The sequence below is a fragment of the Apibacter sp. B2966 genome, assembly GCF_011082485.1.
Taxonomy (GTDB): domain Bacteria; phylum Bacteroidota; class Bacteroidia; order Flavobacteriales; family Weeksellaceae; genus Apibacter.
Window position 1 is genome coordinate 2,172,501 of the sequence record NZ_CP049714.1, and the last position, 14,646, is coordinate 2,187,146.

At 31.2% G+C, this 14,646-nt stretch carries 12 protein-coding genes and 2 rRNA genes (1 of these 14 cut by a window edge); 13 read left to right on the top strand and 1 reads right to left on the bottom strand.

Annotated features, from left to right (window positions below):
• The 13 genes from G8C43_RS09310 to G8C43_RS09370 all read left to right on the top strand — a co-directional run.
• Nucleotides 1-135 (top strand): 23S ribosomal RNA (locus tag G8C43_RS09310); it begins 2,688 nt to the left of the window's first position.
• Nucleotides 136-208: 73 nt separating this feature from the next.
• A 5S ribosomal RNA gene (rrf, locus tag G8C43_RS09315) occupies nt 209-316 on the top strand.
• Between the two features lie 179 nt (nt 317-495).
• Complete coding sequence (locus tag G8C43_RS09320) at nt 496-1,893, top strand: dipeptidase (RefSeq protein ID WP_166005608.1); 1,398 nt, start codon at nt 496-498, stop codon at nt 1,891-1,893.
• A 59-nt stretch (nt 1,894-1,952) separates the two neighbouring features.
• Nucleotides 1,953-3,284, top strand: coding sequence for a DNA recombination protein RmuC (locus G8C43_RS09325; RefSeq protein ID WP_166005609.1), 1,332 nt, complete (start codon nt 1,953-1,955; stop codon nt 3,282-3,284).
• Between the two features lie 74 nt (nt 3,285-3,358).
• Nucleotides 3,359-4,555: a glycoside hydrolase family 10 protein gene (locus G8C43_RS09330; RefSeq protein ID WP_160542996.1), complete on the top strand. Its 1,197-nt coding sequence runs from the start codon at nt 3,359-3,361 to the stop codon at nt 4,553-4,555.
• Nucleotides 4,556-4,652: 97 nt separating this feature from the next.
• Nucleotides 4,653-5,642: a zinc-binding dehydrogenase gene (locus G8C43_RS09335; protein WP_166005610.1), complete on the top strand. Its 990-nt coding sequence runs from the start codon at nt 4,653-4,655 to the stop codon at nt 5,640-5,642.
• A gap of 315 nt (nt 5,643-5,957) precedes the next feature.
• The gene (gene argS, locus G8C43_RS09340) at nt 5,958-7,721 is read left to right on the top strand and encodes an arginine--tRNA ligase (protein WP_166005611.1); all 1,764 of its coding nucleotides are present in this window, start codon (nt 5,958-5,960) and stop codon (nt 7,719-7,721) included.
• Between the two features lies 1 nt (nt 7,722).
• Entirely contained in the window at nt 7,723-8,145 is a 423-nt protein-coding gene (locus G8C43_RS09345; protein ID WP_166005612.1) for a Fur family transcriptional regulator, read from the top strand.
• Between the two features lie 42 nt (nt 8,146-8,187).
• On the top strand, nt 8,188-9,279 hold the full coding sequence (gene dnaX, locus G8C43_RS09350) for a DNA polymerase III subunit gamma/tau (protein ID WP_166005613.1): 1,092 nt from the start codon (nt 8,188-8,190) through the stop codon (nt 9,277-9,279).
• Nucleotides 9,280-9,383: 104 nt separating this feature from the next.
• Complete coding sequence (locus G8C43_RS09355) at nt 9,384-9,902, top strand: hypothetical protein (protein ID WP_160568311.1); 519 nt, start codon at nt 9,384-9,386, stop codon at nt 9,900-9,902.
• Between the two features lie 224 nt (nt 9,903-10,126).
• On the top strand, nt 10,127-10,864 hold the full coding sequence (locus G8C43_RS09360) for an FKBP-type peptidyl-prolyl cis-trans isomerase (protein WP_160543005.1): 738 nt from the start codon (nt 10,127-10,129) through the stop codon (nt 10,862-10,864).
• A gap of 28 nt (nt 10,865-10,892) precedes the next feature.
• Complete coding sequence (locus tag G8C43_RS09365) at nt 10,893-11,663, top strand: FKBP-type peptidyl-prolyl cis-trans isomerase (RefSeq protein ID WP_166005614.1); 771 nt, start codon at nt 10,893-10,895, stop codon at nt 11,661-11,663.
• A gap of 118 nt (nt 11,664-11,781) precedes the next feature.
• Complete coding sequence (locus tag G8C43_RS09370; RefSeq protein WP_166005615.1) at nt 11,782-12,912, top strand: DegT/DnrJ/EryC1/StrS family aminotransferase; 1,131 nt, start codon at nt 11,782-11,784, stop codon at nt 12,910-12,912.
• Between the two features lie 73 nt (nt 12,913-12,985).
• Here G8C43_RS09370 and G8C43_RS09375 read toward each other — a convergent pair whose 3' ends face one another.
• Entirely contained in the window at nt 12,986-14,356 is a 1,371-nt protein-coding gene (locus G8C43_RS09375) for a hydroxymethylglutaryl-CoA synthase family protein (RefSeq protein ID WP_166005616.1), read from the bottom strand.
• Between the last annotated feature and the right edge of the window lie 290 nt (nt 14,357-14,646).

Here is a 14,646-nt window from a genome sequence, read left to right on the forward strand (position 1 = left end):
GCATATAAGTGCGAAACTCGCCACAAGATAAGAATTCGATATAGGGTCGTGGGAGAATACCACGTTGATAGGCTACAGGTGTAAAGGCAGTGATGTCATAGCCGAGTAGTACTAATTACCCGGAGATTTCGTCCAAAATAAAAAATAAAAGTTAATACAATTGGCCGTAAGAGTTTACAAAATTTATATAAAATCCCATTAAGATATTTAGGGTGGTTATAGCGGTAGGGCTCACCTGTTCCCATTTCGAACACAGAAGTTAAGCCTACTTGCGCTGATGGTACTGCAAACGCGGGAGAGTAGGTAGCCGCCGGTTTTTTAAAAAAGAAAGCTTTGTATAGGTAATATACAAGGCTTTTTTTGTTTTGGGTTGGAGTGGTTTATTTGGTTACCTTTTTTTTACCTGTTTTTTGCCATTTTCTTATTTATTAATTTCAAAAACTATTCTGGAAGCGGTTTTTTTATTTATATATTTGTTACTATAATAATAAATAAATGGATAAAGCTTTTCAATACCAAATAGAAAATAAACAAAGATATTTAGACGAATTATTTGATTTATTACGAATTCCATCTATTAGCGCGGATTCAGCATATGCTAATGACATAATAAAATGTGCCAATAGTATTTCTAATAATTTAAAAGAATCCGGATTTGAGAATGTTGAAATATGTAAAACACAAGGGAATCCGGTAGTTTATGCTGATAAAATTATTAGCTCCGATTTACCAACAGTTTTAATTTATGGTCATTACGATGTACAACCTGCAGATCCCTTGAATCTTTGGGAAACCGATCCTTTCGATCCTGTAATAAGAAAATCAAACATACATCCGGAAGGTGCAATATATGCTCGAGGATCTGCTGATGATAAAGGTCAATTCTTTATGCATGTAAAGGCTATTGAGTCTCTTATAAAAACAAATACTTTACCATGTAATGTAAAATTAATTATTGAAGGAGAAGAAGAAATAGGTTCTGTCAATTTGGGGAATTTTTTAAAAGAAAATTTAAGCAAACTTTCATGTGATGTTATATTGATATCAGACACACATATTTTTTCAAATCAAGTTCCCACAGTTACAACCGGTTTAAGAGGTCTAAGTTATGTAGAAGTTGAAGTAGAAGGGCCTAATCGAGATTTACATTCAGGTTTATATGGTGGTGCAGTTCCTAATCCTATTAACGTGCTTTCTGATATGATCGCTTCGTTAATTGATAAAGACGGCAAAATTACTGTTAAAGGCTTCTATGATAAGGTAATAGAATTATCTCCTGAAGATCGGGCAGAATTAAATAAAATTCCTTTTGATGAAGAAGAGTTTAAAAAATCAATTGGTTTAAAAGGGACGCAAGGGGAAAAAGGATATAATTCGTTAGAGAGAACATCTATACGACCTACCTTAGATGTAAATGGTATTTGGGGAGGTTATACAGGAGAAGGAGCTAAAACTGTTATTCCATCAAAAGCTCATGCTAAAATATCCATGAGGTTAGTTCCTGACCAAAATCCTGAGGAAATAACTGAATTGTTTACAAAACATTTTTTATCCATTGCTCCGGAAAGTGTTAAAGTAAAAGTCACCCCTCATCACGGAGGTAATGCGTATGTTTTACCCTCTTCAGATCCCGGATATAAAGCAGCTAAACTGGCTATGGAAAAAACCTTTAATAAAGAAGTTTTACCCTACAGAACCGGGGGCAGTATTCCTATTGTTTCTCTATTTGAAGAATTACTGGGAGCAAAATCTGTTTTAATGGGGTTTGGATTGGATAGTGATGCTATTCATTCTCCTAATGAACACTATGGTTTATTTAACTTTTATAAAGGAATTGAAACCATTCCCTATTTTCTCAAATTTTATACAGAAAACTTACGAAGTAAAAAATAATATTTAAAACGTAAGTAGAACTTGATTTTTCAAACATCCATTTTTGTACTCTTATATTTATGATTGAAATATTTTTGGTTTTACTATTTAGTATCATTTTTTTATTAATAGGAATATATATCGGAAAAAAAATTAATGATTCATCCATTAATTCCGAAAAAATTCTTTTAAATGAAAAGATAAAAGTTTTACATGCCGGTTTAAGTAAAAGTGAAGAACTAAAAGAAAAAGAGTTGTTTGAAAAGGAAAAAATAAAAAAGGAAAGAGAACAATTATTGCTTGAATTAGCTCGTAAAGATGCCGATTTTGAAAACTTAATGCATAAAAATAAAGAGCAAAAATTAGAGATTGAAGAAATTCAAGATAATTTTAGGAAAGAATTTGAGATAATAGCAAGTAAAATACTGGAACAAAAAACTGAAAAATTTACAGAACAAAACAGGCATAATATAAAAACACTTTTATATCCCTTACAAGAGAAAATTTCCGTTTTTGAAAAGAGAGTGGAAGAAAGCCAAAAAGAAAATATAGGGATCTATGCATCTTTAAAAGAACAATTACATTATTTACAAAACCAAAATTTAAGAATCTCTCAGGAGGCTGAAAATCTCACTAAAGCTCTTAAAGGAGATACAAAAATTCAAGGAAATTGGGGAGAATTGGTTTTAGAAAGAGTTTTAGAAAAATCGGGATTAGAAAAAGGAAGAGAATATTTTATACAAGAACGCTTGAGTTCTGAAGATGGAAAACGGTATATTCCCGATGTAATCATATATCTTCCTGATAATAAAAAGATGATTATAGATTCCAAAGTTTCTTTAATAGCCTATGAACGTTACATAAACAATGATAATGAAGAAGAAAAAAAACTTCATTTAAAAGATCATATAAATTCTATTAAAAAACATGTTAATCAACTTTCATCGAAAAATTACCAGGGGTTACATGCAGAAAATTCATTAGATTTTATATTACTTTTCATCCCCATTGAAACGGCTTTTTCTTTAGCTTTAAATTATGAATCATCTTTATATGCTAAAGCCTTCGAAGAAAATATTGTTATAGTTACTCCATCTACTCTTTTAGCAACCTTGAAAACTATTGATAGTATGTGGAATAATCAAAAGCAACAAAGGAATGCATATGAAATAGCTAAAACTGCTGGTAATTTATATGATAAATTTGAAGGATTTCTACAAGATTTGTTACGTATAGGGAAAAAAATGAATGAGGCTAAAAATGAATATGGAAACGCTATGAACAAGCTGGTAGAAGGGCGAGGTAATATTGTGTCTCAAATACATAATTTAAAAAAAATGGGTGCAAAAGCTAAGAAAACTTTGCCTGAAGATCTCATATCAAAAGCTGATATTTTTGAAAGTGAATCTTAATTTTCAAAAACACTGTGTAATAAAATTTTATAAATAAATTGAATGAATTCTCTAAGTAATAAATAATAAAATAAATGAAAAGCAAAAAATTATTTTTGATTGTAGCACATTTTTTATCATTAACATTAATTTTTGCCGGTACCAATGAGCCTGTAGAAGAAGAGAATGAAGAAAAAAATACGAAAGAATTCAGGGCCGTATGGGTGGCAACATTTTTAAACATAGATTGGCCTTCAAAACCCGGTTTACCTGCTGAACAACAAAAAGAAGAATTTATAACCTTATTGGAGAATGTAAAAAAATGGAAAATGAATGCCATTATTGTTCAGGTAAAACCCGCATCTGATGCTTTATATCCATCTAAATTAAGTCCCTGGTCGGGTTATTTGTCAGGAACTCAAGGAGTAGATCCGGGATACGATCCCCTTGAATTTATGGTTAAAGAAGCACATAAAAGAGATATAGAAATACACGCTTGGTTTAATCCTTTTAGACTTTCTGCAGCCAATGCCAATTGGAGCTCATTGGCTACTGATAATATTGCATTCAAGCATCCCAATTGGGTGGTTAGATATGCCAATCAATTATATCTAAATCCGGGTCTTCCGGAAGTACGCGATTATGTAATACAGTCCATTATGGAAGTAGTTAATAACTATGAAGTAGATGGTATTCATTTGGATGACTATTTTTATCCCTATAAAGTGGGTAAACTCGATTATCCTGATTTTACGGCTTACACTAAATATGGGGTAACTTTTGCCAGTAAAGCAGATTGGAGAAGAGACAACATTAATACTTTTGTACAAAAATTATATAAGAGCATTAAATCCAAAAATAAAGATATAGAATTTGGCATTAGCCCATTTGGTGTTTGGAGAAATCAAAATAATGATCCTTTAGGATCGAAAACCAAAGCATTACAAAATTATGACGATTTGTACGCTGATGTTTTACTTTGGATGAGAAAAGGGTGGTTAAACTATATAGCTCCTCAGTTATATTGGCATCGAGGACATAATCTTGCCGATTATGCCACTTTAGTGGAATGGTGGAGCAGCATGGCTAAAGAAACAGACACCAAACTGTATATAGGAATGGCGGCCTATAGAGTCAATCAATGGAAAAATCCGAATGAACTTGTTGAGCAAGTATATTTTAATCGTGAGTTTCCAGAAGTTAAAGGAAGTATATTTTTCAGTTATAAATCACTAGTAAATGATCCTAAAGGGGTTCTTACCAATCTAATATCCGGACCTTTTGCAGAATAAATTCTTTAAAGTATAAAAGTGTAGGTTTCGATAAAATCTTAATTTGAGTTGAGCAGTTTACATATCATTTATAAATCTATATAATTTGACGATAATTATGAACGAAATATATTCAAAAGCTTGGTGTTGGCAGCATAGAGGAGAACCGGAAGATTTAATTTGTAAAGAATATAAAATCAGAGAAGTTGAAGATGATGAAGTACTCATTAAAAATACTGTCATAGGACTTAATCCGGTTGATTGGAAACTGATATCATCCGGCAATCCTTCATGGGTAAAAGATCAGATTCCCGGAGTAGATGGTGCCGGTATTGTTATTAAAACAGGAAAGAAAATGAAGCGTATACAAATCGGAGCAAGAGTATGTTATCATTCTGATCTTACCCAAGCAGGCAGTTTTTCCACTCATACAATTCTTAAAGGGAACCGCATTATGCATATTCCTGAAAAACTTAGTGATTATGCAGCTGCAGCATTTCCTTGTCCCTCTTTAACCGCCTGGCAGGCTATGCAGAAAATTCCGGATATACGTAATAAAAATGTACTAATAAGTGGAGCAGGAGGATCGGTAGGATATTTTCTTACCCAATTAATTCTGAATGCAGGAGCTAAGGTTTATATAACTGCCGATCTCCAACATCATAACGAATTTTATAAGATGGGAGTTAGTAAAGCAGTCGACTATAAAAATGATGATTGGAAAAATGAAATAAAAGAGGCTCTACCCGGAAGTAACTTTGATGTTATTTTTGACACGGTTAGTGGAAATCATGCTTCTCAACTTTTAGATCTAGCAGCCTATTATGGACATATAGTTGCCATACAAGGGAGAGTAGATACTAATCCTTTACCTCCATTTACAACTTGTGTTTCCTTACATGAAATCGCTTTGGGAGCATTTCACCGATTTGCATCGGAAAAACAAATGGTTCAATTAATGACTGATGGGGAGAAACTTTTACAACAAATCAGTACAGGTAAATTAAAGTTGAGAGATCAAAAAATCAGCAGTTTTGACCGTTTACCTACTCATTTGGCCGAAATGAAACATACTAATTCCAGTTATAAATATCTTATTGAAGTATAGATAATTTTTTATAATAAAATGGTGTAATAAAGGAAGCAAACCTATTGATAAGAATATATGACAAACTATTGGTGATTATTAATAAATTATATCCTCAAGAAATATTTATTTTATATAATTTGAAGATTTTATAAATATTAAGCATGTAAATTTAAATATGTCTACTATGAATTATTGCTATAAATTGTCTATAAACTATAAATAATACATCGTAAAAAGAATACGTCATCATATTTGTGTTAATTGAAGTAGTATAAAAAGTTACACATTTAAGGGAAATGCCTAAATTTGTACATTCACTAGTAATTAAAAACAATGAACCTAAAGTCTTATATAAAAGAACAAAGTATACAAGCAATTGAAAATTTATTTCAACATAAAGTTGAAGATGTTGAAATACAAATAACTAAAGATGAATTTGAAGGAGATTATACTTTAGTGGTTTTTCCCTTTGTTAAGCTAGTGAAACAGAAGCCGGAGGAAATAGCCAATAAAATAGGATCATATCTTACAGCTAAGGAGGAATTTGTTGCTTTTAATGTAGTTAAAGGCTTTCTTAACCTCTCTTTAAATCCGACCGTCTTTACTAAACTATTAAAAGAAAAATATTCAGTTAAAGATTTTAAGCTTACGAAAAAGCATACTGAAAAAATAATGGTTGAGTATTCCTCTCCGAATACCAATAAACCAATTCATTTAGGACATATAAGAAATAATTTATTAGGATTTTCAATTAGTAACATCTTAAAAGCAGCAGGAAATGAGGTGTTGAGAGGACAAATAATTAATGATAGGGGTATTCATATTTGTAAGTCCATGTTGGCATGGAAAAAATATGGAAATGGTGAAACTCCACAAACAACAGGAATCAAAGGAGATCATTTGGTAGGAAAATATTATGTTATTTTCGATCAAAAATACAAAGAAGAAATACAATCTTTAATTTCATCGGGATTGGATGCAGATGAAGCTAAGAAAAAAGCACCCATTCTTTTAGAAGCTCAAGAAATGTTGAAAAAGTGGGAAGACGGCGATGCGGAAATAAAAGCTTTGTGGAAAGAGATGAACAGTTGGGTGTATTTAGGTTTCGAGAAAACATATCAAAGATTAGGAGTATCTTATGATTTAGTCCAATATGAAAGTGACACCTATTTGCTGGGAAAAGATGTTATTGAAGAAGGACTTAAAAAAGGAATTTTATTTAAAAAAGAAGATGGATCTGTTTGGGCAGACTTAACAGAAGAGGGGTTAGATCAAAAATTATTGTTGAGAGGAGACGGAACCTCTGTCTATATCACACAAGACTTAGGAACAGCCGTTGAAAGATTTACCCGTTATCATCTTAATGAATTAATCTATACAGTAGGAAATGAACAAGACTATCATTTTCAGGTATTGTTTCTAATTTTAAAAAAATTAGGGTATCAATGGGCAGATAAATTATATCATCTTTCCTACGGAATGGTAGATTTACCAAGTGGAAAGATGAAATCAAGAGAAGGTACGGTGGTTGATGCAGATGAATTAATGGAAGAAATGCATCAAGAAGCAGTTAAAAAAACTTCAGAATTAGGAAAATTAGAAGGCTACACCGAAAATGAAAAAGAACAAGTGAATGAACTTATTGGCTTAGGCGCATTAAAGTATTTTATTTTGAAAGTTGATCCTAAGAAACGAATTTTATTCGACCCTAATGAAAGTATCGAATTCAATGGAAATACCGGTCCGTTTATCCAATATACATATGCCCGTACTTGTTCCGTGCTTAGAAAATCCGCAAAGCAAACCTTAGAAATTAAAGATAAAGAAATAAATAAGGCAGAACAAAAATTAATCATACTTTTATCCTCTTATGAGGAATTAATTGAAAAATCTGCTGCAGATTTAAATCCCGCATTAATAGCCAATTATATATACGAAGTCTCTAAAGAATATAACTCTTTCTATCAAAGTAATCGTATCTTGGATGCCGAAAATGAATCAGAACAACAACTGCGTTTGGCAATAACTCAGTGGACCGGAAATGTGATTAGACACGGGTTAAGTCTATTGGGTATAGGGGCACCGGAAAGAATGTAGTATGTCGTATGATTTAGAAAATATATTAAAACAAAAAGATATAAATCCCACAGCCATGCGTTTATTGGTTTTAGATTATTTTCTAAAACAAAATACTGCTTTATCCTTATCGGATTTGGAGTCTGGTTTTGATTATTCTGACCGAACTACTCTATTCAGGACTTTAAAGACTTTTGAAAAAAAAGGATTATTGCATACAATAAATGATGGGCATATAACTGTTTATGCCTTATGTATGGATAATTGTTCTGAGGAGCAACATGCTGACAGCCATATGCATTTTTGTTGCAAAAATTGTAAAAAAATATACTGTATGCGGACTGTAAGAACGCCGAATATAAACATTCCAGAAGGATTTATCGCTGAAAAATTAGATATTGTTATTCATGGATTATGTAACGATTGTGCAGAGAAACCTATCTAAAAAATAACAGAAAAAGCAGAAAATTAGTAACTTTGTACACTCATGGAAAACTTTGTAGTTTCAGCCCGAAAATATAGACCTTTAGAATTTGATGCTGTTGTAGGGCAAAGTCACATAACCAATACTTTGGAACATGCCATTGATAATAATCAATTAGCTCAGGCATTGCTTTTCTGTGGACCTAGAGGAGTAGGTAAAACTACATGTGCCCGTATTTTAGCTAGAAAAATTAATGAAAAATACGGAGAGACTGATGAGAATGATTTTGCATTCAATATATTTGAATTAGATGCAGCTTCCAATAATTCTGTAGACGATATACGGAATCTGATTGAACAAGTGCGTTACGCTCCTCAGGTAGGAAAATATAAAGTATATATCATTGATGAGGTGCACATGCTGTCTAATGCTGCTTTTAATGCTTTTTTGAAAACATTGGAAGAGCCACCTGCACATGCTATTTTTATTTTGGCAACAACAGAAAAGCAAAAGATTATTCCTACCATTCTTTCAAGATGTCAGATTTACGACTTCAAGAGAATTGAAGTAAATGATATAAACAATCATTTAAAAAAAATAGCTCAAGAAGAAGGCATTCAATATGAAGAAGATGCTTTGTATATTATCGCCCAAAAAGCAGACGGGGGATTACGCGATGCTCTTTCTATGTTTGACCGACTCGTTACTTTTACTCAAAAAAACTTAACAGTTGCATCCGTTACAGAAAACCTAAGCATTCTTGATTATGAATATTATTTTAAAATAACGGATTTAGCTTTAAAAAATGATATTCCCGGATTACTTTTAGCTTTTAATAATATTATAAAAAAAGGATTTGATCCACAATTATTTATTTCAGGATTAGGAAGTCATTTTAGAGATTTAATGGTAGCACAGAATCCTCAAACAATTTCCCTGTTGGAAGTAGGAGACAATACCAAGCAAAAATATTTGCAACAAGCTCAAAATTGCTCATCCAGATTTTTGATAGACGCTATTGAAATTTGTCATCAGGCTGATATAAACTTTAGGAATAGTAAAAGTCCTAAACTATCCATTGAAATAGCCTTAATGCAATTGGCATCTTTAACAGCTGGTGAATCTCCTACAACTAAAAAAAAAAGTTTAGGATAATACCACCGCCTAATCATCTTCCTGCAAAGCAGGAAAATAAATTAACACCCCAAACCATAAAATCCGAGGAAGAGAAACAGATAGAAAAAGTTGGTAATTCTCAGGTGAAAGATGAAAATAATTTACCTTCAAAACCAATTGTAAAAAGTGGAATACCTCTGGGAAATCAAACTAAAAAAGGATCATTTCTTTCAATTAAGGGATCACTTCACACGGCTTCTCAAAAAGAAGAAAAGGTAGCTAATTTAGATTTTTCCGAAAGAGATAAAGACGATTTTACTGAAGATCAAGTTAAGAGTTTTTGGAATACCTATTTGGAAACTTTAAAAAACCAACCGGTTTTATATAGTGTTTTAAACACGACCCAATGCAGTGTTAAGCCGAATCATACTATTTTTTTTGAATTTCCTTCCAATTCAGCTTATGATGAATTTGAACACTTACGTGAAGATATTTTTCAAAAACTGAAAAAAGAGGTAAATAATTATTCCATTAATTTTAAATATCAAATTAAGGAAACTCAAAGAACGATCCTTCTAACAGATAAAGATAAATACGAAAAAATGGTAAAGGAAAATCCATTATTAGAGAAGTTAAGAAATGATTTTCGATTAGATTTTTAAAATTACTAAAAAAATATAATGACCAATATTTATTTATAAGATTTTTACCGATTAAAAAAGAATAAATTCTTTTTTATAGAATATTAACTAAAATTTATATTCGTGTTTCAATAAATTATCGGATATTTGCAGGGTACTTATACTATTGAAAAAATAATTTAAATGTTATTTTTTTAGTATAAAAATTAGAAGGTCAAGAATAAAAAATAATAAATTTTAAACGAATGAAAAAAAATAAAATCGTTACATTATTAGGTATAATTTGCTCATTATCACTTTCTGCACAAGATAAAATTGAATTAAAAACAGATAAACAAAAATTGTCGTATTCTTTAGCATATAACATTGTTCAAAGTTTAAAGCAACAAGATATGTTAGAAGATATAGATATTAATATATTTAATCAGACATTTAGGGATGAATTAGCCGGTAAACCATCGATTTACCCTATGGATTCTGTTAATTCATTTATGCAGAAATATTTTTCAAAAAAAAGACTGGAATTTGAAAAGAAAAGAAAAGAACAAGGAGAGCTAAATAAAACTCAAGGATTAGCTTTTTTAGAAAAAAATAAAAAGAAAAAAGGAGTAATTACAACAGCATCTGGGTTACAATATGAGGTTTTAGAAAAAAGCAAATCTAATGAAAAGCCAAACGAAGATGATATGGTAAAAGTTAAGTATACCGGTAAACTTCTCGATGGAAAAATATTTGATTCGACAGATAAAAATAATGCAGGTAACCCAATTGAATTTCAATTAAACAGAGTAATTAAAGGTTGGACTGAAGGGGTAGCCTTAATGACCAAAGGGTCAAAATATAGATTTTTCATTCCTTCTGAACTTGCTTATGGAGAAAATGGAGCGGGAATGGATATAGGACCTAATTCTGTATTGATTTTTGATATTGAATTAGTGGATTTTAAAAATCCGGAAGATAATACAGAAAACTCAGCCAACTAAAAAAAATTATATTTAACTATTTAACACAATGATAAAAAAAACAATTTTACTGGCATTAGCAGGTATCAGCCTTGTTGCATGTAATAAGGAAGGACAAAGAGTTACAAAATTAAATACCGATGATGAAAAAGCAGCCTATGCAATTGGCTTAGATCTTGCTCGTAATTTTAAAATTCAAGGGTTTGATAAAGATTTAAATGTAAATATTATTAAACAAGCCATGGAAGACAAATTTGAGGGTAAACAATTATTATTCTCAGAAGATTCCATACAATCTTTTATGACTGTTTATGTTCCTAAACATTTGGAAAAAATAGCAAAAAGAAATGCAGAAGAAAGTAAAAAATTCCTAGAAGAAAATAAAAAGAAAGAAGGCGTTAAAACAACAGCTTCAGGACTACAATATAAAGTTGAAAAAGAAGGAAACGGAGCAAAGCCAACCGATGAAGATATGGTATCCGTAAATTATGTATTGAAAACAACCGATGGTTCTGTGATTGAAGATTCTAAAAAACAAACCGAAGGTAAACCGGCTGATATTCCTTTAGCAAGGGTTGTACCCGGATGGAAAGAAGGGGTTAAATTGATGTCTAAAGGAGCCAAATACATATTATATGTACCTTCAGACTTAGCCTATGGGGAAAATGGCCCTGCAGGTCCTAATCAAGCTCTAATATTTGAAGTGGAATTGGTAGATTTTAAACCAATGCCTAAAGATGTAAAAAAACAAACACCTATGGAGATTACACCTCAACAATTAGATGAAGTACAAGAACAATACCAACAAAAACAAAAATAAATTACTCTTATAAAATAGTAGATGAGGCAGAAAAACTCTTATTTTTAATAAGAGTTTTTCTTTTTATTGAAGCGGCATTACAAATTCATTTAGTAAATTTGTGTTCAAAATTTTACATATGAAGAAAATTCAAATGGTGGATTTAATCAACCAATACCAGCATATAAAACCTACTGTAGATAAAGGATTTGAAGAAGTATTAAACACCGCTTCTTTTATCAATGGACCGCAAGTCAATTCATTTGCTCAAAATTTAGAAAAATATTTAGATGTAAAACATGTTATCCCATGCGGTAATGGTACAGAAGCATTACAAATAGCTCTAATGGCTCTGAATCTACAACCGGGTGATGAAGTCATAACCGCTGATTTTACTTTTGCGGCAACCGTGGAAGTAATTAGCTTGTTAAAGCTAAATTCTGTTTTAGTAGATGTAGATTATGATACTTTTACTATAAGTCCGGATGCCATAAGAAAAGCCATTACACCTAAAACAAAAGCTATTATTCCTGTGCATTTATTCGGGCAATGTGCAAATATGGAAGAAATCATACAGATTGCAAATGAACACAATTTATATGTTATTGAAGATAATGCCCAAGCTATAGGTTCAGAATATACATTTAGAAACGGAACTCGTAAAAAATCAGGAACAATGGGGATTATAGGAACCACTTCCTTTTTTCCATCAAAAAATTTAGGTTGTTACGGCGACGGAGGTGCCCTTTTTACAGATAATGATGAATTAGCACATAAAATACGCGGAATTGTTAATCATGGAATGTACAAAAGATATTACCATGATGAAATTGGGGTAAATTCACGATTGGATAGTTTACAGGCTGTAGTCTTGAATGCAAAATTACCTTTATTGGATTCCTATAATGAAAAGAGAAGAAAGGCTGCTGACTATTACGATCAAGCTTTTTCCAATCATCCTAATTTAGTTATTCCTGTAAGAATGGAAAATTATTCCACCCATGTATTTCATCAATACACGTTAAAAGTGATTAATTCAGATAGAGATGCTTTACAAAAATATCTTTCAGAAAGAGAAGTTCCTGCAATGATATACTATCCTGTACCTTTAAGAAAACAAAAAGCTTACGATAACGGAAATTATAAAGATGAAGATTTTCCGGCAACCAACAAGCTAATCAATGAAGTAATTTCTTTACCTATGCATACGGAATTGCAAGATGATCAGCTAAAATATATTACAGAAACGGTTTTAAGTTTTTTTAAATAAAAACGGTAAAGATCCTAAAAATAAAAAAAGCCTGAGAATATTCTCAGGCTTTTATATTATATTAAATAATTTTTTATTGTTTAAACTTATAATATCTAGCACCCAGTAATACAGGATTTTCATGTTCAATACTTTCCAACATATATTCATTTTTAGGAGCAAGTACAGATGTTTTTAATTCTTTTTTATATAAAGCATGATAAGTATCCATATCAATAGCCTTAGTATGTTCTAATGTTTCAAACAAGTGAAGCTTTTCAGATTGAGTTTTCCATTCCTTTTCAATCACACCTTCAAACGCCTTCGATTTTGAACCGCTACCATAAGCTAAAAAGCCAAATTTTTCTCCGATAATTTCGGAATTGATTTTTACATGATAATACAAGGTAGATAATAATCCCATAAAAATTGATCCGGTATACATATTTCCAATATTGGAAGATGCAACTTCGGCTGGAGCAAACTTTTCTTGTACAAAAGATTTATATTCTGAGGTTTTACTTATTTCCTTGAGTTTATCGGTGTATTCCTTTTCTTGAGTGGGTAAAGATTCTTTTAAATCGGAATCTAAAGCATATATTTCAGAAAACATTCTTCTCCCTTGAAAAGAATAAGGAGAATGCACAATTATATTTTTCCACTGTTGATAAAGAGTGGTTTCAATGCTTAATAATTTTTTAAGATGAAAATAGGCACCCTTCAGTCTATTTTGATAACAAGTATTCGAATATTGACCGTCAAAAATAGGTTGTTCCTTAAAAAGATTGATTTCGTCTTCTTCTATTCCGAACCAAACCGGATTATTATCTTTTTCAGTCACTTCTTTTTTTGATAAGCTTCTTTTAGGCTTAAAAAAATCAAAAACCCCTTTTGTGCTAATTCCAATTTTATTTTTAATAGAAATGATTCTTGGATCTGCAGACAATAATAAAGCTACTGCACCTGCTCCTTGTGTATATTCTCCGGTAGAATTCAGGTCATATTTTGCATAATCCGTGCCGATGACTATTGCTTTTTTATCAGGATTCACTCGAATATAATCTAATGAATTATGTAGGGCATCTACCCCTCCAATACAGGCAAAAGTAAGGTCTACCACATCGCAATGCTCAAAAGAACCTTCTCCATAAAGATCTTCCATTAGGGATACCAGAAAAGATCCGATAGGTTTGGAAGAATCAATACCGCTTTCTGTACCTATATAGATTCGGCTAATTTCTTCCGGGCGCAATCCTTCTTGCTCCAATAACTTTTTTAGAGCGTTAGCGGCAAAAACTATTACGTCTTGATGAACATCAGGAAGCGACATTTTAAGTAAACCTAAACCCTTTTCAAGCTTTGCAGGTTCAATGTCCCTAGCAATTGCTAATTCTTTTATAGGTAAATATATTTTCGGGATATCAAAAGAAAACGCGTCAATACCCACTTTTACATCATAATTCATAATATCAATAAATTCTTCACAAAAGTAGTAAAAACAAATGTATTTTAGGTTGGTATAAAGTTTTATCAAAAGGAAAAGTAACGAATGTTTATACTGTTTAAGTTGAAAAATTTAAATTTATAAATCTTAAATATTTTCATAAAGTACCTATACAGAATAATTTATTTAAAGCTATAATTAAATATCTTAAAAAAATTGTATAAGAAAAGATATACAAAAAAAATAAAGTTGAATCGTCTTGGTGATATTTATCATATAATAATAACCAAAAATCAGAATAATAAAAAGAA